This window comes from Microbispora sp. NPDC088329 (assembly GCF_040685655.1).
Classification (GTDB): Bacteria; Actinomycetota; Actinomycetes; order Streptosporangiales; family Streptosporangiaceae; genus Microbispora.
The window spans coordinates 102,300-128,979 of record NZ_JBFBIP010000003.1 but is presented as its reverse complement, the minus strand read 5'-3'; the positions used below and the strand labels follow the sequence as shown (position 1 = coordinate 128,979).

At 72.9% G+C, this 26,680-nt stretch carries 16 protein-coding genes; 9 read left to right on the top strand and 7 right to left on the bottom strand.

Going from position 1 to position 26,680, the window contains the following annotated elements; all coding sequences use genetic code 11:
• The first annotated feature begins 15 nt into the window (after positions 1-15).
• The 5 genes from AB0O28_RS07825 to AB0O28_RS07805 all read left to right on the top strand — a co-directional run bounded on the left by AB0O28_RS07825 (position 16) and on the right by AB0O28_RS07805 (position 9,498).
• Positions 16-3,426 (top strand): AAA family ATPase, encoded by a 3,411-nt coding sequence (locus AB0O28_RS07825; protein WP_363637493.1) that lies wholly within the window; start codon positions 16-18, stop codon positions 3,424-3,426.
• 70 nt (positions 3,427-3,496) lie between these two features.
• On the top strand, positions 3,497-4,144 hold the full coding sequence (locus AB0O28_RS07820) for a hemerythrin domain-containing protein (protein WP_363637491.1): 648 nt from the start codon (positions 3,497-3,499) through the stop codon (positions 4,142-4,144).
• Positions 4,145-4,841: 697 nt separating this feature from the next.
• Positions 4,842-8,183, top strand: coding sequence for a BTAD domain-containing putative transcriptional regulator (locus tag AB0O28_RS07815; RefSeq protein ID WP_363637489.1), 3,342 nt, complete (start codon positions 4,842-4,844; stop codon positions 8,181-8,183).
• Between the two features lie 224 nt (positions 8,184-8,407).
• Positions 8,408-9,037, top strand: a complete 630-nt coding sequence (locus tag AB0O28_RS07810) for a hemerythrin domain-containing protein (RefSeq protein ID WP_363637487.1) — start codon at positions 8,408-8,410, stop codon at positions 9,035-9,037.
• A gap of 5 nt (positions 9,038-9,042) precedes the next feature.
• Positions 9,043-9,498 carry a nitroreductase/quinone reductase family protein gene (locus tag AB0O28_RS07805; RefSeq protein WP_363637485.1) on the top strand — a complete coding sequence of 152 codons (456 nt, stop codon included), beginning with the start codon at positions 9,043-9,045 and terminating at the stop codon, positions 9,496-9,498.
• A 69-nt stretch (positions 9,499-9,567) separates the two neighbouring features.
• Here the strand turns inward: AB0O28_RS07805 and AB0O28_RS07800 are convergent, their stop codons facing one another.
• Both AB0O28_RS07800 and AB0O28_RS07795 read right to left on the bottom strand, forming a co-directional pair.
• Positions 9,568-11,388 carry an MFS transporter gene (locus tag AB0O28_RS07800; protein ID WP_363637483.1) on the bottom strand — a complete coding sequence of 607 codons (1,821 nt, stop codon included), beginning with the start codon at positions 11,386-11,388 and terminating at the stop codon, positions 9,568-9,570.
• Positions 11,389-11,593: 205 nt separating this feature from the next.
• The gene (locus tag AB0O28_RS07795) at positions 11,594-12,193 is read right to left on the bottom strand and encodes a TetR family transcriptional regulator (protein WP_363637481.1); all 600 of its coding nucleotides are present in this window, start codon (positions 12,191-12,193) and stop codon (positions 11,594-11,596) included.
• Between the two features lie 237 nt (positions 12,194-12,430).
• Between AB0O28_RS07795 and AB0O28_RS07790 the strand changes: the two genes are divergently transcribed.
• Complete coding sequence (locus AB0O28_RS07790; protein ID WP_363638378.1) at positions 12,431-13,075, top strand: DNA alkylation repair protein; 645 nt, start codon at positions 12,431-12,433, stop codon at positions 13,073-13,075.
• Between the two features lie 155 nt (positions 13,076-13,230).
• On the top strand, positions 13,231-14,658 hold the full coding sequence (locus AB0O28_RS07785; RefSeq protein WP_363637479.1) for a protein kinase: 1,428 nt from the start codon (positions 13,231-13,233) through the stop codon (positions 14,656-14,658).
• 73 nt (positions 14,659-14,731) lie between these two features.
• Here AB0O28_RS07785 and AB0O28_RS07780 read toward each other — a convergent pair whose 3' ends face one another.
• The 4 genes from AB0O28_RS07780 to AB0O28_RS07765 all read right to left on the bottom strand — a co-directional run bounded on the left by AB0O28_RS07780 (position 14,732) and on the right by AB0O28_RS07765 (position 23,008).
• A complete protein-coding gene (locus tag AB0O28_RS07780) occupies positions 14,732-16,288 on the bottom strand; it encodes a wax ester/triacylglycerol synthase family O-acyltransferase (protein ID WP_363637477.1) in 1,557 nt (518 codons plus the stop codon).
• A 115-nt stretch (positions 16,289-16,403) separates the two neighbouring features.
• Positions 16,404-17,087: a hypothetical protein gene (locus AB0O28_RS07775; RefSeq protein ID WP_363637475.1), complete on the bottom strand. Its 684-nt coding sequence runs from the start codon at positions 17,085-17,087 to the stop codon at positions 16,404-16,406.
• 606 nt (positions 17,088-17,693) lie between these two features.
• A complete protein-coding gene (locus AB0O28_RS07770) occupies positions 17,694-18,704 on the bottom strand; it encodes a peptidylprolyl isomerase (RefSeq protein ID WP_363637473.1) in 1,011 nt (336 codons plus the stop codon).
• Complete coding sequence (locus AB0O28_RS07765) at positions 18,701-23,008, bottom strand: NEW3 domain-containing protein (protein ID WP_363637471.1); 4,308 nt, start codon at positions 23,006-23,008, stop codon at positions 18,701-18,703. Before AB0O28_RS07765 ends, AB0O28_RS07770 begins: the two co-directional genes overlap by 4 nt.
• A gap of 221 nt (positions 23,009-23,229) precedes the next feature.
• Between AB0O28_RS07765 and AB0O28_RS07760 the strand changes: the two genes are divergently transcribed.
• Entirely contained in the window at positions 23,230-23,523 is a 294-nt protein-coding gene (locus AB0O28_RS07760; RefSeq protein WP_363637469.1) for a putative quinol monooxygenase, read from the top strand.
• Here the strand turns inward: AB0O28_RS07760 and AB0O28_RS07755 are convergent.
• On the bottom strand, positions 23,513-24,220 hold the full coding sequence (locus AB0O28_RS07755) for an MBL fold metallo-hydrolase (protein ID WP_363637467.1): 708 nt from the start codon (positions 24,218-24,220) through the stop codon (positions 23,513-23,515). The genes AB0O28_RS07760 and AB0O28_RS07755 overlap by 11 nt on opposite strands.
• Before the next feature lie 193 nt (positions 24,221-24,413).
• Between AB0O28_RS07755 and AB0O28_RS07750 the strand changes: the two genes are divergently transcribed.
• Entirely contained in the window at positions 24,414-26,675 is a 2,262-nt protein-coding gene (locus AB0O28_RS07750) for a glycoside hydrolase family 3 N-terminal domain-containing protein (RefSeq protein WP_363637465.1), read from the top strand.
• Positions 26,676-26,680 lie beyond the last annotated feature (5 nt).

Genomic DNA, 26,680 nt, shown 5'->3' with positions numbered 1-26,680 from the left:
TGGCACAATCCCGGCATGGCGGTCATGTTCCGGGTGCTCGGCCCGATCGAGGCGTACGTCGACGGCGTTCCCGTCGACCTCGGTGGGCCCCGGCCCCGGCTGCTGGTGGCCCGGCTGCTGATCGCCAGGGGCGCGACCGTCTCGGTGGACGCGATCCTCGACGACCTCTACGACGGCACGCCGCCGCCGCGTGCCCACAACACGCTGCACAGCTACATCTCCAACCTGCGCCGGGTGCTCGAACCCGGCCGCGCTCCCCGCACGCCCTCGTCCGTGCTGCTCAGCCGCCCTCCCGGGTACGCGCTCGGGCCGCACGAGGTGGACGCGGCGGAGTTCGTCCGCCTGGCCCAGGCCGGCGAGCCCGAACGCGCGCTGGCCCTGTGGCGCGGCATGCCGTACGAGGAGTTCGGCGACGTGCCCTGGCTCCGGCCGGAGATCGAGCGGCTCGCCGAGGCCCACCTCGTGACGCGCGAACGGCTGCTGGCCGGGCGGGTGGGCGACCCGCACGTGGTGGGCGAGCTGGAGGCCCTGGTGGCCGCGCATCCTCTGCGCGAAGGGCTGTGGGAGCTGCTCGCCCGCACGCTCTACGCGCTGGGGCGGCAGGCGGACGCCTTGGAGGCGCTGCGCACGGCCCGGGTTCGCCTGGCCGAGGAGCTCGGCCTCGATCCCGGCCCGGCGCTGCGGCGGCTCGAGGAGGCGATCCTTGCCCAGGACCCGGCTCTCGACCGCCCCGGCGGCGCACGGCGGGGCCCGGACGCACCGGCCGCACCGGTGGTGGCGGCGCGAGCGGACCGGCCGGAACGCCGGGCCGTCGGCCGGGGCACCCAGCTGGACCGGCTCGCGGAGCTGGCCCGAGACGTGGCCGGTGGGAGGCCGAGGATCGCGGTGATCTCCGGTGAGCCGGGGATCGGCAAGACGTGGCTGGCGGAGGCGTTCGCGGAGCGGCGGGCGGCCGAGGGCTGGCCGGTCGCGTGGGGCAGGTGCCACGAAACCTCAGGGGCGCCCGCCCTGTGGCCCTGGCAGCAGGTCGTCCGGGACCTCGCGGGCCGGGTGCCCCCGTCCCCGGCGCAGGCCGCCGCCCTGCGAGTGCTGCTCGGCGATCCCGTGCTGGACGAGACCACGCGAGACGGCATCGCGCTGGGCGACCCCGTGTTGGGCGGCACCGTGTTGGGCGGCACCGGGCGAGACGGCACCGTGTTGGGCGGCGCCGGGCGAGACGGCACCGCTTCGAGAGCCGGAACGGCCTCGCCGGGCGATCGGCCGGCCGAGGCGGGCGAGGCCCGGTTCCGGCTGCACCAGGCCACCGCGGCATACCTGGACGCGGCCGCCGCCGACCGGCCGCTGCTCGTGCTGATCGACGACCTTCAGTGGGCGGACACGGCGTCGCTCAATCTGCTGTCCGACCTTCCGATGCTGCTGCGCGGCGGGGTCGCGGTCGTGGTGACCGTACGGGCCGGAGAGGGCACCGCCGCGGTCCACGACGCGCTCGGCCTGCTCGGGCGGCACGACGCCCTCCGCCTGCCGCTGGCCGGGCTCGATCCCGCCGCTGTCGCTGAGCTGTCGGGGCTGAGCGACGCCGCGACCGTGGCGGCGCTCGCCGAGCGCACCCGGGGCAATCCGCTGTTCATTCGCGAGACCCTCCGCCTCGCCGAGGACCAGGGCGTCGAGAGGGCGCTCACCGGGGTGCCCGAGGGCCTGGCCGACGTGCTGCGCCGCCGCCTGCTCGGCCTGCCCGCGCCGCACCGTCCCGCCATCGACGCGGCGGCCGTGCTCGGCACCGGCGCGGACCGGCGGCTGGTGGCCGAGGTCGTCGGGGACACCGGGGACGTCCCGGGCGTGGACGTGGACGAGGCGCTCGACGCGGCGACCGCCATCCGCGTCCTCGACGAGGACCTGCGCTTCACGCACGACCTGATGCGGGAGACGGTCTACGCCGACATCCCGCCCCGCCGCCGGGCCGGGCTGCACCTGGCCGCGCTGCGGGCGCTCCGGCTACGGCCGGGCGCCGACCTGGCGGTCCTCGCCCGGCACGCGCTGGCCGCAGGTCCGGGCGCCGCGGCCGACGCGGTGCGATGGGCCTCGTCCACCGCCCGGCAGGCGGCCGGCCGGCACGCCTACGAGGACGCCGCCCAGTGGTGGCGGCGGGCGGTCGAGGCGCACGGGACGCTGCCCGGGGCGGACCCGGCCGGGCACGTGGAGCTGCTGCTGGAACTGGTCCGCGCGCAGCTCGCCGCCGGCGACGGCGTCTCGGCCCGGCGGACCAGGGTGGAGGCGGTGTTCGCCGCCGACGGGCCGGGCGATCCTCTGCTCGCCGCCCGCGCGCTGACCAGCCTCGACGCTCCCGCGCTGTGGAAGATGTACGCGTACGGCGACATGGAGCTGCAGGTGGTGCGGCGGCTCGAGGACGCCCTGGCCGCCCTGCCCGAGGGGGACTCCGAGCTGCGCTGCCGGCTGCTCGGCTGCCTGGGGATGGAACGTTACGACGGGTCGGCCGATCCGCGGTGCGACACGGTCACCGCCGAGGCGCTGGCGATGGCCCGCCGCCTGGTGGCCCGTGGCGAGGCGGGCGAGGAGCTGCTCGGGTTCACCCTCAACGCGCGCTACCTCGGCGTGCAGCTGCCGGAGCACATACCGGAGCTCGACGCCATCGGTGAGGAGCTCACCCGGCTCGGATCGCCCGGGTTCGAGCTGCTCGGCCACATGATCCGGGAACGTTCCCGGATGGAGCTGTTCGACGTCGCCGGGGCGGACCGGGCCGCCGAACGGGCCGCCGTGCTGGTCGAGCGGCTCGACCTGCCCTGGCCGCGGTTCCAGCACCTCATCTGGACGGGCGCCCGGCGCCTGCTCGACGCCGACTTCGACGGCGCGGGCGACGCCTACGCCGCGGCGGCCGAGGCGGGCGAGCGGCTCAACCTCTGGTACACGAGCACCGCGCTCGCCTCCGCGCTGCTCGCGCGGCACATCGCGATGCGCGAGACCGACGGCGTCGAGGAGTTGATGGAACAGTACTCCCCCTTCCCCGCCCACCGTCAGGTGATGGACGTGCTCTTCGCGAACTGGAGGGGCGACCGGGCGCCGGCCGAGGCGGCGCGCGAGCAGGGCTGGCACCCGCTGCCGCGCGACTTCGGCGAGCTGCCGGGGGTGTGCCTGCAGGGCGAGGCCCAGATCGTCGCGGACGACCACGAGGGGTGCGCGCGGACCTATCGCAGGCTCCTGCCGTACGAGGACAGGATCGCCTTCGGGGCGGGGACGTTCTGCGCCGGGCCGGTCGGCTACTTCCTGGGGCGGCTGGCCCACCTGGGCCGGGCCGCCGGGCCGCAGAAGGCGCGAGCGCACCTGGAGGCGGCCGAAAAGCGCTGCGCGACGGCCGGGCTGAGTTGGTGGGCCGCCCGGATCGCCCGCGAACGCGAGGCAGTACGCGGGTGACGACCGGCCGGGAAGAGGGCCGCAAGTGGGCGTTGAGTGGCGGTGAAGGAGGGTCCCGCATCGTGGGGCCATGACAACACCGACGCAGACCCGGCGCCGACCGGGTGAACCCGCTCCCGACCTCGTCATGTTCCTCGTCTTCCACGCCGGCCTGCGGCGCGAGTTCGGCCGGCTGGCCGAGGTCCTCGACCGCTGCGACCCCCGCGACGAGCGGCGCCGCGCCGTCGTCGACGAGCACCTCGCGCTGCTGCTGCGCGCCCTGCACCACCACCACACCGAGGAGGACGAGAGCATCTGGCCGCTGCTGCGCGGCCTCGTCCCGGAGGCCGCCGCGACGCTCGACCGGCTGGAGGCCGACCACCAGGAGATGGACGCCGTCATCGGCAGGCTTTCCGGCGGTGGCCGGCCGGCCGGCGAGGTCGCGGCGGACCTGCGCGCGCTCGACCGGCTGCTGAACGGCCACCTCGACCTGGAGGAGTCCGAGGTCGTCCCGCTGATCAGGGAGCACGTCAGCGCGGCCTGGTGGGAGGAGTCGGGCAAGAAGGTCAGTAAGAGTCACGGTCGCGACCTGCCGATGCTCGCCGCCTGGCTGGTCGACGTCGCCACTCCCGCCGACCGCGAGCACATCTTCGGGACCGCTCCGGCCATCATGCGGATCCTCTACCGGCTCTCCTGGCGCCGGGCGTACGAGCGCCGGGTCTCCCAGGTCTACGGGTGACAGGTCCACGGGTGACCGGGCCGGCGGCCTCCGCGACGGCGGTGCGGAGGCCGCGCCCGTTCCCGGCGTCCTCGCCGTGCAGCGCGCAGGCGGGCGTCGCCGCGCACCAGTCGGTGAAGCGGCCGAACATCCGCTCCAGGCCCCGGTAGGCCAGCAGGTTCTGGTTCGCCCGGCCGGCGGTCTGGTCGATCACGCCGTCCATGCACATCGCGCGGACGTGTTCCGGGAACAGCCGGAGGCAGGCGGCGGCCGGCACGGCACCCCGCCGTAAGAGCCGGCCCTGATGGTGAGCCGCGGCTCGCCCAGGGCCGCGCGGATCGCCTCCATGTCGCGGGCCGCCGACGGCGAGTCGAGCCCGCCGTACAACCCGCTGCGGTCCTCGGCCCGGCATCCGCGGACGGCCGCGGCGATCGCGCGTGCCTGGGCGTCGTACGCGGCCCGATTTCAGGGGCGCGGTCAGGGCCGGCACCGCCGGCCGTGCGCAGGACTCGGGGAGCTCGGCGGCGAGCCTCGCGTTGCGCGGGTCGTAGGCGACGAGGTCGAAGCGCTCCCGGAGCCCGGCGAGGTCGCCCGCCGCCCGCTTGACGTCCTCGAATTCGCTGGAACCGGGGCCGCCGGGGATGTCGCAACCGGACCGGCCGTAACCCCGAATTGTGACTATGCCGGGATATGGAACGCTCCCTATGCTCTGCTGGAAATGGTGCGTTTATGGGTTCTCGGCCAGTTCCGGGCCGAGGTGGGCGGGCGTCCGGCCGATCTGGGACCGCCGCTCCAGCGGGCGGTGCTGGCGCGGCTGGTCTGCGCCGGCGGGCATGTGGTCTCGACCGACCGGTTCATCGACGACCTGTGGCAGGGCCAGCCCCCGCCGAAGGCGCTCGGCGCGCTCCAGGTCTACATCTCCAACCTGCGCCGCCTCCTCGAACCCGGCCGCGCGCCACGCACTCCGGCGAAGGTCCTGATGACCGCCCCGCCCGGATACCTGCTGCGGCTCGGCCCCGACGCCGTCGACGCGTGGCGGTTCCGCACACTCATGGACTCGGCCGTCGCCCTGCTCGACCGGGGCGAGCCCGCCGAGGCGTCGCGCACGATCGACGAGGCCCTGTCGCTGTGGCAGGGGCCGGCCCTCGCCGAGTTCGCCGACGAGGACTGGGCGGGTCCCGAGGCGGCGCAGCTGGAGGAGCTGCGGATCCTGGCCGTGGAGTGCCGCGCGGAGGCGAAGCTCGCGCTCGGCCGTCACGCCGAGATCGTGCCGCAGCTGGAGCGCCACGTCGCCGCCCACCCGCTGCGCGAGGACGCCGTACGGCTCCTGGCCGTCGCCTACTACCGCTCGGGACGGCAGGCGGACGCGCTGGCGGCCCTGCGCAGGACCAGGGACAAGCTCGCGGAGGAGCTGGGTATGGACCCCGGCCCCGCCCTGCGGGCTCTCGAGACCGACATCCTGACGCACAGCGACGCCCTCGACATACCGAAGACCGCCGCCGTGCCCGCGCGACTCGCCCCATCACCGACCGCTCTGTCACCCGCCGCGCTGTCACCGGCCGGTTCGTCGCCGGCGGCCTCGTCACCGGCCGCTCCGGCGCCCCGGGTGATCGGCCGTACGGCGGAGCTCGCCCGTCTGGTCGCCGCCGCGGGGCAGGCCGGGCAGGGGTTCCGCGTGGCCTGGCTCGGCGGGGACCCCGGCGCGGGCAAGAGCACGCTGGCCGACGCCCTGCTCCGGCGTCTCACCGACGAGGGCTGGCGGGTCGCGGTCGGCAGGTGCCCGGAGACGCTCGGCGGGGTGCCCCCCGCGTGGGCGTGGACCGAGGTCCTGCGGACCCTGTTCGCCGTCCATCCCCCGGAACCCGGGACGGAGGCCCGGCTCGCGCCCCTGCTGGAGGAGGACTCCCCAGGCGCCGGCCAGTTCTGGCTGGCCCAGGCGGTGGGCGACTACCTGGAGAGCGTGCCGGGGCCGCTGCTGCTCGTTCTGGAGGACGTGCACCGTGCCGACGACGCGACTCTCGAGATGCTGCGTCACCTGGCGGCCAGGCTGACCGGCACCCCGGTCCTGGTGGTCCTGACGCACCGTCCCTCCGAGGCGGGCGACGACCTGATGGCGGCCGGGGCCGCCCTGGCCGTGCAGACGGCCGAGAACGTCACCCTGCAGGGGCTCGGGGAGGACGACGTACGCCGCCTGCTGGCGGAGCGCTCCGGCCTGGACGTCGACGCCGCCATCGCCCGTACGGTCGCGGAAAGGACCGGGGGAAATCCGCTGTTCGTGGCCGAGACCGCCCGGCTGCTGGCGACCGACGGCACGTCAGCGGCGCACTCGCTGCCGCCCGGAGTCCGCGACCTCATCCGCAGGCGGATCGCCCGCCTCCCCGCGACGGCCCAGACGACCCTGCGCAACGCCGCCGTCATGGGCAGGGACGCCGACGTCGACGTGCTGGTCGCCGTTCAGGACGCCGACGAGGAGACCGTGCTCGGCGGCCTGGAGGCGGGAGTGCTCGCCGGGCTCCTCACCGAGCCGGCTCCGGGGAGGGTCCGCTTCACCCACGTCCTGGTCCGCGAGACTCTCTACGAGGACATTCCCCGGCTGCGTCGTACCCGGCTGCACGCGAAGGTGCTCACCGCGCTGGAGCGGGTGCACCCTGGCGACGTCGGCGCGCTCGGCTATCACGCGCTGGCCGCCGCCACGCCGGCCACCGCGCGCGAGGCCGCGGAGTACGCGCGCCGGGCGGCCGGGCAGGCGTCCGGCGTGTACGCGCACAAGGAGGCGGCGACCCTGCTGGAGGGCGCCCTCGGGGCCCTGGATCTCGCCACCGAGCCCGCGGACGACATCCGGCTGGACCTGGTGTGCCGCCTGGTCTCGGCGCGGGCGAGCGCGGGCGACATCATCCGGGCCACGGCCACCCGCGGACGCGCCCTGGCGCTGGCCAGACGACTCGGCGACGTCGGGGCCCTCGCCCGCGCGGCGGTCGCCCTCGACGCCCCCATGATCTGGCAGAACGACAACGAGCTCGACGTCGACATCGTGGAGACCATCCACACCTGCCTGCCCACCGCGACAGGCGAGCTGAGGTGCCGGCTGCTCGCCGCCCTGGCGCAGGAGATGGGCGGCCACGACGAGGAGATCGTCGACAGCGCGAGCGCCGAGGCCCTCGAGATCGCCCGCGACCTCGGTGATCCCCGGCTGCTGTGCCTGGCGCTCGCCGCACGCTACTGGGCGACCTTCGTGCCCGGCCGTCGCGACGAACTGGAGCCGGTCGGGCACGAGCTGCTGGAGGTCTCCGCCCGCGAAGGGCTGCTCGGCCACCAGACGCTCGGCCACCACGCGCTGTGCATGGTCGCGCTGGGCCGCAACGACTGGGCAACGGCCGAACGGCACGCCGGGCGGGCGGTGGAATACTCCACGAGCGGCCAGCTGGGCCTCGTCCTGGCCATCATCGCGTTCCTCGACGCCCTCCGCCTCCTGGTGAAAGGGGAGTTCGAGCAGGCCGAGGCCGCCTACACGGTCCTGTCCGACCGGATGGGAGAGGCCGGAGGGCCCAACGCCGCCTCCTTCCGCAGCCTGGCCCGGTTCGTGGTACGCCTCGCCTGCGGGCGGGCGCATGAGTCGGTGGCCGAACTCGCCGCCGCCCGCGCCCGGATTCCCCAAGAGATCGACGAGTTCTACGTCAGCGCGCTGGTCGCCGCCGGGCGTCTGGAGGAGGCCCGGTCCGCCTGGCCGGTGGACCGCCGGCCGACGCGGTGGGTCTACCACACGATCAACGTGGCGCTACGCGCGGGCAACGCGATGGCCCTCGGCGCCCGGGAGGTGGCCGGTGAGTGCTACTGCCTTCTCCTTCCGTTCCGAAAGGAGATGGTCGGCCTGCACACGGTGGCGATCACACTCGGTCCGGCCGGTCTCGTGCTGGGGAGGCTGGCGGAGTTCCTGGGCGACCCCGCCGCCGCGGCGGAGCACTACGCCACGGCCGTCGAGGTCGCCGAGCAGCTCGGTTCGCCGCACTGGCGCGCCGATGCCCTCCGCGCGCTCGCCGCGGTGAGTCCGAGTCCGGCGTAGGCGCCTCCGGCGCGAGCGGAGGGCGCGCAAGCCAAGCACGCAAGCCAAGCACGCAGGCCCGGCGCGCGAGACAGGGAGCGCAATGCAGGAGGCGCGAGACAGGGAGCGCAAGGCAGGAGGCGTGGAAGCCTGGGCGTGATGCCGCCAAGTGGCCGCCAAACAGGCGTTTAGCGACCAGGGCCACCGTGGTTCCGAGACCGATTCGGACATCATGGAGGCTCATCGTGGACACCCCTGACCTCACCGGGATCCGCATCATCCACCGCGCCATGCGCGGCGACCTGCACCGGCTCCACGCCCTGACGGAGGACCTCGACGCGGGACTCCATCGGGCGGACCCCGCCCGTGCCGCGGCGATCGCCCGCTACACGCAGGACGTCTGCGCGGCGATCCATCACCACCACACCAGGGAGGACGAGGTCGTCTGGCCGGTGATCGAACGGTCGGCGGGCGCCGCCGTGGACCTCACCGACCTCTCCGACGACCACTCCGAACTCGACCCCCTGCTCGACCGGGTCCGGGTGACCGCGCGGGCGTTCGCGGATGGACGGGGCGTCCACGAGCTGGCGGCCGCGCTGCGCACGCTCTCAGAGCTCATCGACGAGCACATCGAGGAGGAGGAGCGCAGGATCTTCCCGGTCATCGAGAAGTACGTCTCGGCGGCCGACTGGAAGGAGATGGAGAAGTCGCTCAGGGGCGGTGACCCGCGTTTCGAACTCGCCTGGGTCGACCGGTATTCGAGCCCGGACGAGATGGCGCACATCCGCAAGATCGCCGGACCGGTCCTCAGCCTGCTGCTGATACTCCTCCGCCCCGGGCACCGTCGCCGCCGGCGCCTCGTCTTCGGGAGCTGAGCGACATGGCACGCCGCTCCCGCCTGTTCAACAGGTTCATCCGGCACGTCTGCGACCGGCAGGTGCGCACCTATCGCGAAACCGGCGGGCGCAAGCCCGCCACCATGCGTGGAATCCCCGTCCTGCTCCTCACCACCCGGGGGCGCAGGACCGGCCTGCTGCGGACCCGGCCGGTCGGGTACGGCAGGGACGGCCGGCGGTTCATCGTGATCGCCTCGAACGGAGGCGACGACGCCACTCCCGCCTGGTGGCTCAACCTGCGGGACGCCCCCGTCGCCGAGATCGAGGTGGGCGGCCCCGGCGGCCTCACCGTGCTCAAGGTGCGCGCCGCCGAGGCCACGGGCGAAGAGTACGAACGCCTGTGGCGGATGATGAGCCGGCGGCACCCCGTCTATCTGAAGTACAAGAAGATGACGCGGCGCCGCATCCCCGTCGTGGTGCTGGACCCCCTCACCGCGTGATCCCGGCCGCCGGAACGTCCGCGGGTGTGCGTGCACCGTCCGCCGCCGCCCACGCTCGTCCGTAGGTGCTCATGTGTCCCTGGTGGCACGGGGGGCGTCGAACTCCTCGTCCGGGACGACCAGCTCGCTGCCCGCCAGGCCGGCCTCGCCGGCAACCGCGGCGAGCTCGGAGCCGAGCGACTCGTGGGCGGCGGCGCGGTGCCGGCGGCCGACGCGGTCGGTCAGCAGCGACGACAGGGCGGCCACCAGGCACGCGGCCACGGCGAACCAGAAGGCGATGACCAGGCCCTGGTGGAAGGGACCCGCGATGAGGTGCGGGAAGAACTCCTTGCTCGTCAGGTGGGCGCCGCCGTCGGGCAGCCGGTCCAGGACGCCACCGAGGAGCTGCCGGAATGGGTTGTATCCGAGAAACGCCGCGAACAGCACGGCGATCGGCGGCAGCTGGGCGATTCCATCGGCCTGCGCTGCGGGCACGCCCTGCGCCACCAGCTCGTCGTGCATGGTGTGCGGCAGCGACTGCGACAGGCCCGCGATCATCAGGCTGAAGAACACGCCGATGGACAGGACCATCGAGGAGTTCTGGAAAGTGGCGGTCATGCCCGCGCCGACGCCGCGGGACTCCGCCGGGACCGCGTTCATGATCTCCGCCCGGTTGGGCGAGGAGAACAGGCCGGACCCGAGGCCGTTGATCAGGATGAGCAGCGCGAAGACGCCGTAGCCGAAGTCCGTCGGCAGGGTCATCAGGGCGAAGAAGCTCGCCGCGGTGACCAGGGTGCCGCCGACCGTGAACATCCGTGGCCCGAAGCGGTCCGACAGCCAGCCGGAGACCGGCGCCGACAGCAGGAAGCCCACGGTCAGCGGGATCATGTAGATGCCCGCCCACAGGGGCGTCTCCTCGAAGCTGTAGCCGTGCAGGGGCAACCAGATGCCCTGCAGCCAGATGATCAGCATGAACTGCAGGCCGCCGCGCCCGAGGGCGGTGAGCAGGCTGGCGATGTTGCCCGCGAGGAACGCGCGGCTGCGGAACAGCGTCAGCCGGAACAGCGGTTCGGCCACCCTCGTCTCGACCCACGCGAACAGCGCGAGCAGCAGAACGCCCCCGGCGAGCGCGGCGATCACCCACGGGTTGCCCCACCCCATCACGCCGGTCCCGTACGGCTGGATGCCGTAGGTGATGCCGACCAGCACCGCGATGAGACCGACGGCGAAGGTCGCGTTGCCCCACCAGTCCATCCGGGCCCGGCGGCGCACGCCGTTGTCGCGCAGCTTGAGGTACGCCCAGATCGTACCGAAGACGCCGAACGGCACGGAGACCAGGAAGATCGCCTTCCAGTCGACCGGGGCCAGGACCCCGCCGATGACCAGGCCCAGGAAGGAGCCCGCGATGCCGGCGATCGAGTTGATGCCGAGCGCCGTGCCGCGCTGGCGCACGGGAAAGGCGTCGGTCAGGATCGCGGTCGAGTTGGCGAACAGCAGCGCCCCGCCGATCCCCTGCACGATCCGCCAGCCGATCAGCCACATGGCACCGGCGTCACCGTCCATCCAGGTCAGCGACAGCATGATCGAGCACAGGCTGAAGACCGCGAACCCGAGGTTGTACATGCGGACCCGGCCGAACATGTCGCCCAGGCGGCCGAACATCACCACCAGCACGGCCGTGACGACCATGAAGCCCATCATCATCCACAGCAGGTAGCCCGTGTTGCCGGGGTCGAGCGGGTTCAGGTGGATGCCCCGGAAGACGTCCGGAAGGGCGATCAGCACGATGGACTGGTTGATCGTCACCATCAGGACGCCGAGGGTGGTGTTGGACAGCGCGATCCATTTGTACCGCGAGGGCGGCGCCGCCTGCGGCGACGCCCCCGCCAGGGACTGGTTCGCTACGGCCACGGAGTGGTTCCCCTCCTCTTGGTCCGCACAGCGCGCAGCCTGTTTCCGCGCAGCGCGCGACGGACGGACAGTTAGTTAGCGCAACTAAATTACCCCGATCGGGTGACATCGATGTTTCACGGCATGCGCGATAAAGGCCTTCATGGGGCCCTTAATCACATTTGTGCGTTATCTGACCTGATTTAGGGCGCCAAATGGGACGGCGTCAGGGCTTGAGCACCCCGGCGATCACATCGACCAGGCTGTCCACGACCGTGTCGCGGTCGAGCCCGTGGTTGTCCAGCCACCAGTCCCCGATCGCCTGCACCATGCCGACGAACGCGTGGCCGAGCACCTGGGCGCGTACCGGGTCGGCGACGCCCTCCTGCGTGAGCACCGCGCCCAGCTCCTCGCCGACGCTGCGCACGATCGCGGCCATCTGCGTACGGGTGCGGCTGTCCTCCGCGCTGGCCCGGTGGAACAGGAAGCGGTAGAGGTTGGGGTTGGCCGAGATCGTGTCCAGATAGGCCTCGACGGTGGCCCTGGCGCGTACCCGGGGGTCGGCGACGGCCCTGGCGAACTCGGGGCGCAGCAGGTCGATCACGACGCGGGCGTGGCGTTCCGCGAGAGCCTGGTACAGGCCGCTCTTGTCGCCGAAGTGACGGTAGAGAATCGGCTTGGTGATCCCGGCCTCCGCCGCGATCGCGGCCATCGACGCCTGCGGGCCCTCCCTGCGGATCACCCGGTCGGCCGCGTCGAGCAGGTCCCTGCGCCGCTCCGGGCTCCGGCCGCGCTCCCCTGTGCCGCCCGTCGTGAGCCCCGTCATGAGCACAGCATAGGGTCCGTCTCCGCCGATGGCCGGACGCTCATATCGAGGGAAGCACCGCGGAAGGCACGGCGGACCCGATCCATGGCGGCCGGAAGAGGACCGCGCGAATCTCATCGAACGCATCGAGAGCACCGTGCTCACCATGGGCGTGCTCGTAGGCTGGATCTCGCCCGTGACGGACAGGAGGCTGAGGTGGCCGAGGCGACGCCGACCGAGACGACGGTGGCCGAGGTGATGGCCGAGCTGGCCGCGCTCGACGACCCGAAGGCACGCGAGGTCAACGAGAAACACGGTGACGACCACGGTGTGAACCTCGGCAGGCTGCGCGCGCTCGCGAAGCGGTTGAAGACGCAGCAGGAACTCGCGTGCCGGCTCTGGGAGACGGACGACACGGCGGCGAGACTGCTGGCGATCCTGATCTGCCGTCCGAAGGCGTTCGAGCGCGACGAGCTCGACGTCATGTTGCGCGAGGCACGCGCACCCAAGGTGCACGACTGGCTCGTGAACTACGTGGTGAAGAAGAACCCGCACGCCGAGGAGCTGCGTCTGGCCTGGTCCGTCGATCCGGATCCGGTCGTCGCGAGCGCCGGCTGGGCGCTGACCACCGAACGCGTGACCAGGAAGCCCGAAGGCCTCGACCTCGCAGGACTGCTCGACGTCATCGAGGCGGAGATGAAAGACGCCCCGGAGCGCCTGCAGTGGGCGATGAACCACTGCCTGGCCCAGATCGGCATCGAGCACGCCGGGCACCGCGCCCGGGCGATCGGCATCGGTGAACGCCTGGAGGTGCTCAAGGACTACCCCACCTCCCCGGGCTGCACGTCTCCGTTCGCGCCCATCTGGATCACCGAGATGGTGCGCCGGCAGCACGACACGTAGGAAGGTGCACGCTCACGCCCGTGCCGCGGTTCCCTTCTCGTGCCGCCTGAGCCCCCGCCGCGCTCCGCGCAGATGGGGGGCCGATGGGCGATCACTCCGGTAATGTGCCGGACACGGGATTTGTGATCGCGGTTCCGCCGAGTCGGAGGTGCGGGGTGGGCGAGGCGGGCGGGCCGCTGGTGCCGGGCTACGAGGTGCTCGGCGTCCTGGGCCAGGGCGGCTTCGGGGTCGTGTACCGCGCCAGGCAGCTCGCCGTGGGCCGGGAGGTCGCGCTCAAGATCGACAACCGGGTGCTCGTCTCCGACCGCGACCGGCGCAGGTTCATGCGCGAGGTGACGTCCGCCGGCGCCCTGTCCGGCCACCCGCACGTGGCCGACGTCTACGACGCGGGCGTGCTCGCGGACAGCCGGCCGTACATGGTGCTGGAGCTGTGCCCCAACGGGTCGCTGGCCGACCGGCTGCGCGACGGCGGCCCGCTCCGTCCACGTGAGGTGCGCGACATCGGCATCAAGATCGCCGACGCGCTGGCCGCCGCCCACGCCCTGGGGGTCCTCCACCGCGACGTCAAGCCCGCCAACATCCTGGTCAACTCCTACGGCATGGTCGCCCTGTCGGACTTCGGGCTGGCCACCATGCCGGGGCAGGGCGGCACCGCGCGGGGCGAGGTGTCGGTGACGCGCGAATCGCTCACACCCGCCTACGCCCCGCCCGAGGCGTTCGACCTCACCGAGCCCACGGCCGCCGGGGACGTGTACGCGCTCTCGGCCACGTTGTACGCCCTGTTGCAGGGCAGGCCGCCGCGCTTCCCGGAGAGCGGCGTGGTGAACATCGCGGCCATCATGGCGCTGCACCGGCTGCCGATCCCCGACGTCCCCGGCGTGCCCGCCGCGCTCACCGCCGTCCTGCGCCACGGCATGGCGACCGATCCGGCCCAGCGGATCCGGAAGGCCGCCGGGCTGCGGGACGCGCTCGCCGCCCTGGCCGAGGACGGCTCCGCGCCGGGAGGTGGCGCGCGGTCCGCCGCGGCGCGGCCGTCCGCGGCCGGAAGGCCGGCCGGCGATCCGGGGTGGGGCGCCGCATCACCCTCAGGCCCCATTGCGTCCCCCTCCGGGCCCGCCCCTTCCCTCTCCGGCCCCATTGCGTCCTCCTCCGGAACCGGCCCTTCCGCCCTCGGGCCCGCCGCGCGCGGACGAACCCCCGGGGAGGGATGGCCCGCCGAACCGGGCCACTCGCTCACCGGCCCGGCCGGAAACCTGGCAGGAGACGGTCAGGACGTGCGCCGGGCGGCGACCACGCCGAACGCGGTGCCGGCCCCCCGGCCCCCCGATCATCGGCTCCCCGCCCACCGGTCACCCCACCCCCTGCCACCCCATCACCGGCCACCCGGCCGGCCGCTGCAGGGCTCCCCGCAGGGGGCCGCTCCCACGCTCCCGCCGCGCACGGGCATGTCCCGGCAGTCGATCGTGTTCGGCGTGGTCACCGCCGTCTTCGCGCTCCTGCTGACGGCCGGGATCGCCGTCCTGATCATGGAGAACCGCGACACCGGCCCCACGCCGTCCGCCACCTCCACCGCCGCCCGGTGACGAACGGCCGGCGACGAGCCGGTGACGAACGGCCGCCGGCAGGGAAGATCGCGGCCCTCCTCTCCGGCCGGAATCAGGTCGTGGGCGGCTCTCCGGCTCTCTTGCGGCGGGCCGGGCTCGCCGGTTCTCCGGCCGTACGGGCCCGCGCCGGCCGCTCCGCCTTCTGCCGTCGCCGGGGCTCGGGCGGGCCGGACAGAGCGCCGTACTCGGCCAGCGAGTCCCGGAGGTAGTCGATGAGGTCCCACACGTCGGGCACCATGTCGCGATCCGTGACGATCCCGAAGCCGAGCTTGCCGTCGTAGGAGAACACGGTGATGTTGATCCCACCGCTGACGTCCGTGATCACCGACATCGGATAGAGCGCGGTGACCCGCGCCCCGCACACGTAGAGCGGCGTCTGAGGCCCGGGCACGTTGGAGACCAGCAGATTCATGGCGGGGGCCGCACGCGAGGCGATCCGGAAGGCGGACCTGGCCGCCAGCGCGCTCAGCGCGGCCGGCATCGCCTGGCTGAACTCCAGGAGCCAGGCCGCCGGTGCCGCGGCGAGTCGTTCCTTGATCAGTCGCATCGAGCGGTTCACCGACAGCAGCCGGTCGCGCGGGTCGGCCACGTCGGTCGGCAGGGTCGTCATGGTCAGCATGACCTCGTTGGCGGCCGTGCCGTTGGCGGCCTGCCCCCGGGTGGAGACCGGGATCCCGGCGACCAGCGGCTGACGGGGCAGTTCGTCGCGCTTGGCCAGCCACCGCCGCAGCGCCGTGGCGCACATCGCCATGACGACGTCGTTCACGGTGACGCCGGAGGCGTTCTTGATCCGCTTGACCTCGTCCAGGGGCAACTGACCGAACGCGAACCGGCGGTGCCGCGAGATCGGCCCGGAGAACGGCGTACGCGGCACCACCATGCGGGGCAGTTCGGGCAGGGGCTCACCGTCGCCGCCGCCGACGCCCCGGACGAACCGCGAGACCAGTCCCGCCCCCGGGAGCTGCGCCACGAACGGCACCTCGTCCAGCCGCGGCACCGCCTCGGCGATGAAGCGCAGCAGGGCGAACGGGTTGTCCAGCACCCGCGCGACGCCCCTGATCACCATCTCCACCGTGTCGGGGGCCCGCTGCGGCTCGGCCTCGGCCTCCGGGACGGCGGCCGGCTCGGGCTCGAAGTCCATCACGGCGGCCAGCACCTCGGCCCCGGTGACGCCGTCGACGGCGGCGTGGTGGACCTTCGTGTAGATCGCCACCCGGCCCCCCGCCAGGCCGTGGATGAGGTAGATCTCCCACAGCGGCCGCCCCCGGTCGAGCCGTGCCGCGTGCAGCCGGGCGACCTGCTCGGCGAGCTTGTGGTCGTCGCCGGGAAGAGGCAGCGCCAGATCCCGTACGTGGTAGTCGAAGTCGACCTCGCGATCCTCCGCCCAGTAGGGGTGGTCGAGCCCGAAGGGCACCTCGACCAGCCGCCTGCGCAAGGGCGGCGCGAGATGGAGCCGCCGCTTGAGCAACGCGACGAGGTCTTCGCGGGTCAGCGCGCCGCCGGGCCTGCCGGAGGGGTCGAGAATCGTGAGCGCCGCGATGTGCGCGAGATTGGTGCTCGTCTCGAAGTTGAGAAACTGCGCGTCGAAGGCGCTGACTTGCTGTGCCATGCCTACTCACGTGCCCCGAAACGCCCGGGTCGGACCGCCCGCGCCGCCCCGGAACCATCCCGCGCCCGGCCCCTCCGCCCGGCGGCCGGCTCACGCCGCTCCGGATCGGCTTCGCCTAGCCGTCGATCGCCTGCCATCGTCCGGGGTCACGCCTAGCGAATCTCCCATCGCCGTCCTTCATGTTGAAGACTCCGCCTACGTACATTCCGGCGAACTGTGTGAACAGCCCCGGGGCGCGCGAGTTCTCTTTCAGGCCGCACACCCGGAACGGGCGGCCGCCGTCGTCCAGCACCTGGCGGACCAGCCGATCCTTATCCGCCACGACGAGCACGATGCGGAACGCGCAGTAGCCGGTGTCCGTCACTGCTCGGATTCGGAACACCGCCTGCTCCTGCGGCTTGAGGCTCACGGTGTGCTGATCGAAGTAGTTCCCCTTCCACCCCTTCGGATCGCTCTCGTCGCCGGGTATCAGCGGTTCCGGGTCCCGCCGGTCGAGATCGAACCCGATGGCCGTGCTCTTCTCCGCCCCCTGCATGGGCGCGAAGAAGAGGACACCACCAGGGCTCACGCATCGCTTCTCGACGCGCATATCCAGTACCCGCACCGGATATGCCCGGGCGCCCTCGACGACCACCGTCAAATCGACCCCTTCGGTGTCCACGGCACCGAGCCCGCGCATATATTCGTCGTACTCGTTGCCGCTCAGGAATCTCTCATTGATCTCCCGGACCTCCTTCTCCGAGAGCCCCTTCTTGTCGGGAAAAACCCATGAGTTGTTGTCCGGATTCAGCTTGTCCATGAGCACCGGCTTAACGGACACCGCATTCGGGCCCGCCGCGGCACTCGGCGAGCCGAGAGGCGAAGCGCCAGCGCCAGCGCTTGGAGCGTGAGCGGGGGCCACGGATGGGCCTTTCGTGACCTCTCCGACGCCGAGGAGCTCTTTCGAGGCATCCGTGGCGACAGCGGTGATGGTCGCTGTCAGTACGGCGGCTATTATGCCTAATGCCCGCGCAATCGGCTTTCTTAGCGATCTGCGCCATACGCCGGAATCATCAGACTCCGCGTGTCTCTTCGGTAAGCGACGCCCGCGGTCTGGTCGCCGCTCCATCACAATGCGCCTCCCATTCGCTCGCGATCGCGGAATCCGCCGGGTTCGCTTCATGAGCGCACACCGGCAGAACGGTCATGATCTGTCAGTCCATCACATCGTGTGATATCGGAGTGAGGATTTCGCGCAAGCCGAAGGCGGCGCCGGAGTTACGGAGTTGGGAGTTCACGCCGATTTCTCCGCTTCGCCCGGTCCATGTATGGTCGAGCGCGGTTTCGTCTCCTGGCGGCCGGTGTGAGTGACGATCGAACCGGCTGGGATGGGCACCGGCACCGGGGCGCCGAATCCGTCGTATGGTCAATGCCGGTGGCCGGCGTCGGGCTGTGCCGGGTCGGCCGGATGCTCGTGCCCCGGCGTGAGCACGACCGAATCGGCCTGCCGTGCGTCGAGCCACCGGGCGAAGGCCCGCTCCGCGCTCTCCTTCGCCAGCTCCGCGCCGATCCGCTCCCGCACGGCCGCGTACGGCTCCCGCCGCGCCGCCTCGATCCGCTCGACCACCAGCGTCCAGGGGCCGCCGGGGCCTTCCACCGGCCCGGTCGTCTCACCTTCGCGGGCCGCGAAGACCGCGTCCTCGATGGGCCCGGTGAGCTGCCCGCGCCGGACCCGCCCGAACGGACGGACCCAGCGGGTCTCGGGCGTGGTGAACCGGTCGAGGTTGCGCCGGTAGTAGTCGCGCACCTCGTCCTCGGACGGCTCGCGGCCCGCGGCGAGCACCTGGCACACCGCTCGCGCCGCCGGTGACGCCGCGAGCACCGCCGCCACGACTCCTCCGGTGCGCAACGCGCCCGCCAAGGTGAACACGGCCCCGGGCCCGACGGCCGTCCCGCCGGACGCCCCGGCCGAGTCATTCGCCGCGTCCGGCAACGCCGGACGGCCGGACCGCCGGCAGGGCCCCGGCGCTGGGAGGGGCTCCGGCGGGGCGACCTGCTCGGACGCCAGGCCGAGGCGGGCCGCCTCCTGCTCGGCCAGCGTCTCGGCCACCATGACCTGCACCAGCCAGCGGCGCAGGTTGCGGCCCTCGGCCGTCCCCGGGTGCGGCAGCCGGGCCGCGAGCGGGCCGCCGCGCATCAGGCGCAGCCGACGATCCACCTCCGCGGCCGTGATCACCTGCTCCCCCACCACCGCCGCGATCATTTCGCCGCCCGCGAGAGCACCCTCCGGCGGGGAGACGGCCCCGGGCACGCTGACGCCGCCGGGCACACCCGTGAAGACGGCGTCCGCCCCGCGGGCACCACAGGAGGGGATGCCTGCGGGTGCGGCGCCGGAACCGGCCGGGGCGCCGGTCCTGGGGTCGTACGGGCCGCTCACGGCTCGACCTCGATCTCGATCGTGTCGGTGTAGTGCAGCCACCCGGCACAGGCGATCTTCACGAGCGCCCACCACCGGCCCGGCCGAGTGCCCCGCGGCACGCGAACCGGGAAGCGCACCTCCGCCTCGCCCTCCGGCGGCACGACGGCCCCGGTGTTCCACTCCGGGAACATCCCGAACGTCTGCCACGGGCTGACGAGCTGCACCCGCGCGGAAACCGGCGACCGCGCCTCGGACCCCAGCCGGACCACGATCTCCGCCCGGCCGCCCGGCGTCAGCCGGAGGTGGGGCGGGTGGCCGAGACCCTCCAGCGTCACCTCCAGCCCCGGCGCCCGCCGTCCGCCCTCGCCCGGCCGGAACGCGTGCAGCCGGGTCACGTCCTCGTACGCCTGGCCGCCGAACTCGGTGCGCGCGGTGAGCAGGTAGAGGCCGGGCTCGGCGCCGGGGGCCGGCGTGAGCCGTACCGGCACGGTGGCGTGGCCTCCCGGCGGCAGCACGTACGGCCGGACGGCGGGCGCCACCGACCAGCCGCCGGGGGCGGTGAGCGTGACCACGCCCTCCGCCCGGTCCTCCGTGAGGCCGGAGGCGACGGTCAGGGTCAGGTCCACCGGCCCCGCGACGTCCACGTCGGACGGGGACAGGTGCACCGCGACCGGCAGGTCGCCCATGGGCGCGGGCCCGGTGTTGTTCAGCCAGTAGCGCGTGTGGACCGGCTGGTGCGGCTCGGTCTCCGGCACCACAGGCGCGCTCCCGCAGGCCACCGCCCGGCCGCCGGCGCTCGCCCCACGACCGCCCGCCCGCTCCCCCGCCCCGTCCACGGGCGGCCCGGGACGGAGCGAGGCGACGAGCGTGACGATCTCCATGCCGTCGAGCGTGCCGGGGGCCTCGCCGGTGACGTTCTCCAGGAGGTCGGCCCGCCGCCACGGTGCCGTTTCCCAGGAGCCCGTGCTCAGGGGCAGCGTTGTCGTGATCGAGAGCGGAACGGTCCCGCCGCCGGCCTCGTGGACGCGGGCGGTGAGCGCGGTCACCGGATTGGGCGTACGGCCCGAGGCGATCGGGTTGCCGGCCGCCTTGAGCGCGGTGAGGACCAGGCCGGGCCCCGTCTCCAGGAACGACCGCGACTCGCCCGCCGGCCCGTCGTCTCCCACGGTGGCAAGCAGAGGATGGTTGACGTCGTGGCCGAGCCGTACGAGGCCGGCCGCGCGCCAGTCGCCGGGGGCGGCCACCAGGGAGCACTCGAACGTGTGCGTCCAGTGCTGGAGCTGGAAGTTCGAGCCGTCGGGCGCGGTCCGGCGCGGCGGGTCGATCCACACGCCGGACGGCCAGCCGGTGCACGACCGCATCAGCGACACGTGCAGCGCCCCCGAGGGGTCGACCGCGAAGCCCGGGATGCCCCGATTGACGATCCCCACCGTGTAATCGTCCAGGTAGTCGTCCGTGGAGCCGGCGGCAAGGGAGTCGCGGAGAGAGTCGTGCAGGGCGGCGCCGGCCGGTTCGGCGTCCGTCACCACCTCCACGACCGCGTCGGCGAGGTCTGCGGCCAGCGCCTCGGCCGCGCCCTCGCCGCAGACCACGAGCACGGGAAGGTCGCGGAGGCCGGTGAGGTCCGCGCCCGGCACCCAGACCTTCTCCAGCGGCTCGTCCGCCGGCACCCACATGCGGGCCCGGCCCTCGGCGTTCAGACGCGCACGCAACTGCGCGGCCTCCGCGTCGTCCAGCAGCGCGGCGACGAAGGGATTCTCCTCGGGCGTGCCGACCGCGATGCGCACGTCGGGCAGGTTGGAGTCCACAGCGAGATTCCCATATCGGGGGCCGGGCCCGGTCGAACACGTCGAGGTCACGCCCTGCCGTACGAGCGCCACGGCGAGGTCCCTGATTGCTCCGGCGGCCGCGTCCCGCGGCTCGATGATCTCGGCGACGCCGATGGCCCGCGCGCCGATCAGGCGTCCGGCGGGCGAGCGCAGCACGACGCGCGCGGTGGACGACAAAGCGAACCAGTTGTGCGCGGGGTTGTCCAGCGTCCACGGATGCTCGGCCGAATCCACGTCGATCAGGCCGAACCCGCGTCCGACGACGGCGCCGGCGACCTCGCTGACCGGCAGCGCCCCCGGGACCCGCACGGGCCAGCGCAGCCGCAGCAGCACGTCGGAGCCGTGGAACTCGTCCACGTGGGTGGTGAGGTCCACCCGCGGCAGCCCGTCCCACAGGGTGATCTCCTGGGTGTAGACGACCGGGCCGACCCGGCCGCCGACGGTGATCCGCCGCCCCGCCGGGCACTCGGCGACGGTGACCTCCGCGTGGGCCGCGGCCGAGCCCGTAACCCCGCCGCTCGGCACCAGGTGCCAGGGGCCCTCGCCGAAGCGCGGGTGCGCCGGGTGCTCGTCGTAGACGAGCAGCTCGTTGCCCGTCCGCCCCTGCTGCAGCAGCTCGCGGCCCTCGACCGTGAGGCTCGACACCGTCCCGCCGCGCTCGGGATCGACCTCCACGGTGTGCGTGGCGTTCCCGATCCGGGTTCCCTCGCGTACGGCCCAGCCGATCGGGGCGGGCTCCGCGGTGGGCGCCAGCCGGAACGTCCGGTATCCGAGCGCGGGCACGCCCGCGGCGACGAAGACCGCGTCCACCGCCGCCAGGCTGCCGTCGGGGTGCCGCTCGGGATGCTCCAGCAACAGGCCCCCGCCGGACTCGAGCGTCAGGCCGTACGACCCCGGCTCGGGCAGCGTCAGCCGTACGCGGACGAGGTCGGTCCTGGGCCAGGAGGAGGGGTTCCAGACGGCGACGCCGGTCAGCCCCTCGCCGAGACGGCGCAGCGAGGCGTCGAGGACCTGCCCGCCCAGGTCGTACGCCTCCCGCCAGCCCGTCGTCAGGTCCAGGTAGACCTGGTCGGACTCCGACCCGGTGATGCCGTCGTGGTGCGCGCCGTACGCGATCTGCCGCCAGGCCTTGTCGAGGGCGGCGTGCGGGTAGGGCGCGCCGAGGGTCGCCGTGCCGATGGCGGCGAACTTCTCGGCGTCGGCGAGCCGGGTCTCGGCGTGCCGCTGGGCCTGCTTGGTGTCGATGTACGACACGTCCTTGCCAGTGTAGATCGGGTTCATGTCCCGCGTCTGCGGCGTCAGGCGGACGCCCTGCTCCCGCACGGCGGCGAAGAAGTCCCTCGGCAGCCCGCAGACGAAGCGCGGCGAGACGTAGCGCCGGTTCCAGTCGCGCTGGATCTCCATGACCCACTTGTTGGGCGGGGTGTAGTCGGTGCCGACGGGCAGCAGCACGTTGCGGGTCGCCGCGACCTTCTTGAGCAGCGTGAACAGCGCGTAGACGGCGGCCTCGGCCTGCTCCAGCCCGGGCGCGGAGTCCATCCACCATCCGGCGCTGTAGTGGGCCGGCATGTAGTGGGTCGTGACACCGCGTCCCGAAGGCGACAGCCACTCGAACTCGGAGGGGAACTGCATCACCGACGGGTCGCCCCAGCCGCCGCCCGCGAGCATCGGGCCCCATTGGTGGTAGGGCCCGCGCGCCCAGGAGCTGGAGGCCAGGCCCGCCTCGGCGACCAGCCCGGGAAACTGCGGGTCGTGCCCGAACGCGTCGAGCTGCCAGGCCGTCGCCGGTTCGCCGCCGAGCACGTCGCGCTGGAAGCCGATCCCGTGGACGATGTTGCGGATCGTCGCCTCGAGCCCGGTCAGGTTGGTGTTCGGCTCGTTGTACGTGCCGCCCACGATCTCCAGCCGGCCCTCGGCGAGCAGACGGCGCAGGTACTCCCGGTCCTCGGGATGGGCGTTCCAGTACGGCTTGAGGTAGTCGACCTCGGCGAGCACGAACGTGTATTCGGGCTCCCTCCTGGCGGTGTCCAGGTGGAGCCGGACGAGGTCGAATCCCGCGTGCTGGAACTCCTGCCGGTTCGCCTGCGCCAGGCCGCCCGCGTGGTCCCAGGTGGCGGTGTAGGCGGCCTGGGTGTTCCACCAGACCGGGTCGTAGTGGAAGTGGGGGATCATCCAGACCGTCCACCCCGGCTCGGTCACGAGCAGTTCGCCCTCGGCCGTGCACCGCTCCCGGCCCGCGGCGGCCCGCACGGTGATCGGGACGCGCGCGCCCGCGACCGCGGCGGGCGCCGCGGCTTCCACGGGCACCTCCACCACACAGGGGTGCGGCCCGTTACCCGTGTGCTCGCCCCTCACCCCCGGGCCCGTGATCTCGACCACCGGGGACGCGTGGTCCGGCACCTCGTCGAGGACGACACGGACCACCTGGCGCGGGCCCTCGCCGGTGGCCACGCGGACGAACAGCTCGGTGGATTCGACGGCGGTGATGCGCATGCGCACCCCTAACTGCGGCTCCCCGCGGCGGCCGCTGGGGGACAGATGACGGTCGAGACATCCCCCGCTCGCACCGGCCTCACCCCTGCCATCCTCACCACAGCCGTCCTCACCCCTGCTGTCTCGGCCGGTTGTCAGGTCCGGGTTCCGCTTCGGTGCGCCGCGCCCTAGGCTGATCATGATCAGCGGCTCAGAGGTCCTGCCCGAGAGGAGACCGGACGGTGGCGGTGTGCGTGGCGATCCTGCGGGCCAAGCCCGAACACGCGGACGAGGTGGAGGCGACGATTCGCAGCATCGTCGCCTCCACCCAGGATGAGAAGGGCGCCTTGGCCTTCGTGCTCCACCGGCAGGGCCCGGACACGTTCATCATCTACGAGAAGTACGTGGACGAGGAGGCGCGGGAGGCCCATTTCGCCGCGCCGTACGTCTCGGGTTTCGTGGCCAGGTTCGGAGAGCTGCTCGTCGCCGAGCCCCAGATCGAGTTCGCCGAGGAGCTGGCCGGCTTCACCCGGTGAGGCGTGCCGCGGCGTCCCTGAGGAGGCCGGAGGCGCCCTCGGTGACGGGCTCGCCGTGCCCGAAGCACGCGATCTCGGCGTCGAGAGCCGCCTGCCGCGCGAACGAGGCGACCGCGCGGGCCGGGTCGGCGTTGAACACACCGAGGATGACCTGCCCGTCGGGTGCGCGGGCGATGGTGTCGCCGGTGAACAGCACGCCCGGCCCCGGGAGATGGAGCGCGAGACTGCCCGGGGTGTGACCGGGCACGGCGAGCACCCGCGCCCCGCCGCCGAAGTCCAGCGCGTCGCCGTCGTCCAGTTCGCGGTCGACGCGCACGGGCGGCGCGGGCACCTGCGGCATGCCCGCGTGGACCCGGTCCCACAGCTCCCGCTCCCACCCGGACAGGACCGGCGGGGGCCCGGCCGCCTCGCCCCGGACGTACGGCGCGTCGTCGCGGTGGGCGTACACGGTGACCTCGCCCCAGGAGACGATCTCGGCGGCCGAGCCGGTGTGGTCCTCGTGGAAGTGGGTCAGCACCAGCCGCCGCACGTCCGACGGCGCGTGCCCGAGCGCACGGACGGCGTCCTCGATGAGCGGCGCGGAGCCGGGAACCCCCGAGTCGATCAGTGTCAGCCCGTCCGGGTCGCGCCACAGGTACACGTGCCCGACGGGGAACCGCAGGAAATACAGGCTGGGGAGCAGTTCGACCAGATCCATGTGGCGACGTTAGAGCGGCCCGGCCGGCCACCGGCGCGCTCTTCGCTCGCGGCGGATCCGCCAGGAGCGCAAGCCGTGCCGCGGTCGTGAAACTTTCCTCGCCCACGGCTGGTGGCGAGTGTCCGGGAGTCGCATCGATTGACCCGAATTCCCGCCGATTCCTACGGTCGGCAGGAATTCCAAGGGAGGACCGATGACATCCCGGCTGAGACCCGTGTGGATCACCGCGCTCGTGGCGCTGCTCGCCGCGGCGCTGAGCGCCGTCTTCGCCGCCGACCACCAGGTCGCGCGGGCGGCGGACGCCCCCTACAAGGACGCGAGCCTTCCGGCGGCGGCGCGGGTGGACGACCTGCTGTCCAGGATGTCGCTGGACGACAAGGTCGGGCAGATGACCCAGGCCGACCGGTCGGCCCTGACGACGGTCTCCGACGTGGCGACGTACCGGCTCGGCTCGATCCTGTCGGGCGGCGGGTCGGCGCCCTCGCCCAACACCGCCTCGTCCTGGGCCGACATGTACGACAACTTCCAGCGGCAGGCGTTGTCCACTCCGCTCGGCATCCCGATGATCTACGGAATCGACGCCGTGCACGGGAACAACAACGTCGTCGGCGCCACGATCTTCCCGCACAACATCGGGCTCGGCGCGACCCGCGACCCCGATCTGGTGGAGCGGGTCGGGCGGGCGACGGCCGAGGAGGTGGCGGGCACCGGCATCGACTGGACCTTCGCGCCCTGCCTGTGCGTGGCCCGCAACGACCGCTGGGGCCGCACCTACGAGTCGTTCAGTGAGGACCCGCAGCTCGTCACGCAGATGACGACGATCGTGGACGGCTTCCAGAAGGCCGGGAACGCCTCCATCCTCGCGACCGCCAAGCACTACGTGGGCGACGGCGGCACCACGGGCGGCAGGGACCAGGGCAACACCGAGCTCAGCGAGGCCGACCTGCGGGCCGTCCACCTCGCGCCGTTCAAGGCCGCGGTCGAGCGGGGCGTGGGCTCCGTCATGGTGTCCTACAGCTCCTGGAACGGCGTGAAGATGCACGGCAACAAGTACCTGATCACCGACGTGCTGAAGGGCGAGCTGGGCTTCACGGGCTTCGTGGTCACCGACTGGGCGGGCATCGACCAGCTCGACGGCCAGACCGGCTTCACCGCGAACGAGATCACCACGGCGGTCAACGCGGGCGTCGACATGGTGATGGTGCCGACCGACTACAAGAAGTTCGTCTCGCTGCTGAAGCAGGAGGTGCAGGCCGGGCGAATCGCGATGTCGCGGATCGACGACGCCAACCGGCGCATCCTCACCAAGAAGTTCGAGCTGGGGCTGTTCGAGAAGCCGCTGACCGACCGCTCCTACACCTCCACCGTGGGCGGCGCGGCACACCGCGCCGTCGCCCGCGAGGCCGTACGCAAGTCGCTGGTCCTGCTGAAGAACGCGGGCAACGTGCTCCCGCTCGGCAAGAGCGGCGGCAAGATCTTCGTGGCCGGAAAGAGCGCCGACGACATCGGCAACCAGAGCGGCGGCTGGACGATCAGCTGGCAGGGCTCGTCCGGGAACATCACGCAGGGGACCACGATCCTGCAGGGCATCCGCGACACCGTCGGCTCCGGCACACAGGTCACCTACAACCGCGACGGCAGCGGCATCGACTCCTCCTACCGCGCCGCGATCGCCGTCGTGGGCGAGACGCCGTACGCGGAGGGCCAGGGCGACCGCACCGGGTCGATGGGCCTCGACTCCACCGACCTGGCGACGTTGCAGCGGCTCAAGGCGTCCGGCGTGCCGCTGGTCGTGGTGCTCGTCTCGGGCAGGCCGCTGGACATCGCGGGCCAGATCGACCAGTGGAACGCGCTGGTGGCGGCCTGGCTGCCGGGCACCGAGGGCCGCGGCGTGGCCGACGTGCTGTTCGGCGACCACGCCCCCACCGCGAAGCTGCCGATGACCTGGATGCGCAGCGCCGACCAGCAGCCGATCAACGCCGGGGACGGCAAGCAGGCGCTGTTCGAGTACGGGTTCGGGCTGACCTACGCGGGCACCAGCCCGTCCCCGTCTCCCTCTCCGTCTCCCTCTCCGTCGCCTTCCCCTTCGCCGTCGCCCAGCCCGTCCCCCAGCGCCAGCCCGTCGACCTCGTCCGGCGGGTGCGTGGTGACGTACAAGGTGAACGACTGGGGCGGCGGGTTCACCGCGGACGTGACGATCACCAACAGGTCGTCGAGCCCGGTCAACGGGTGGCGGCTCCAGTGGACCTATGCCGGCAACCAGAAGATCACCGGCTATTGGAACTCGACGGTCGCCCAGTCGGGCCAGCAGGTCACCGCGTCCAACGCCACCTGGAACGCGACCATCGGAGCGGGCGGCGGCACGGCGAGCTTCGGCTTCCAGGGGTCCTACAGCGGCGCCAATGCCGGCCCCACCGCCTTCACCCTGAACGGGACGGCCTGCGTCACGGGCTGACGGCG

Bases quoted from the DNA above. Each gene is read 5' to 3' on its own strand.
- AB0O28_RS07755 (WP_363637467.1), bottom strand. From the start codon at position 24,220: ATGGATCTGGTCGAACTGCTCCCCAGCCTGTATTTCCTGCGGTTCCCC.
- AB0O28_RS07805 (WP_363637485.1), top strand. From the start codon at position 9,043: ATGGCACGCCGCTCCCGCCTGTTCAACAGGTTCATCCGGCACGTCTGC.
- AB0O28_RS07790 (WP_363638378.1), top strand. From the start codon at position 12,431: ATGGCCGAGCTGGCCGCGCTCGACGACCCGAAGGCACGCGAGGTCAAC.
- AB0O28_RS07775 (WP_363637475.1), bottom strand. From the start codon at position 17,087: ATGGACAAGCTGAATCCGGACAACAACTCATGGGTTTTTCCCGACAAG.
- AB0O28_RS07815 (WP_363637489.1), top strand. From the start codon at position 4,842: ATGGTGCGTTTATGGGTTCTCGGCCAGTTCCGGGCCGAGGTGGGCGGG.
- AB0O28_RS07765 (WP_363637471.1), bottom strand. From the start codon at position 23,008: ATGCGCATCACCGCCGTCGAATCCACCGAGCTGTTCGTCCGCGTGGCC.
- AB0O28_RS07820 (WP_363637491.1), top strand. From the start codon at position 3,497: ATGACAACACCGACGCAGACCCGGCGCCGACCGGGTGAACCCGCTCCC.
- AB0O28_RS07750 (WP_363637465.1), top strand. From the start codon at position 24,414: ATGACATCCCGGCTGAGACCCGTGTGGATCACCGCGCTCGTGGCGCTG.
- AB0O28_RS07780 (WP_363637477.1), bottom strand. From the start codon at position 16,288: ATGGCACAGCAAGTCAGCGCCTTCGACGCGCAGTTTCTCAACTTCGAG.
- AB0O28_RS07825 (WP_363637493.1), top strand. From the start codon at position 16: ATGGCGGTCATGTTCCGGGTGCTCGGCCCGATCGAGGCGTACGTCGAC.
- AB0O28_RS07795 (WP_363637481.1), bottom strand. From the start codon at position 12,193: ATGACGGGGCTCACGACGGGCGGCACAGGGGAGCGCGGCCGGAGCCCG.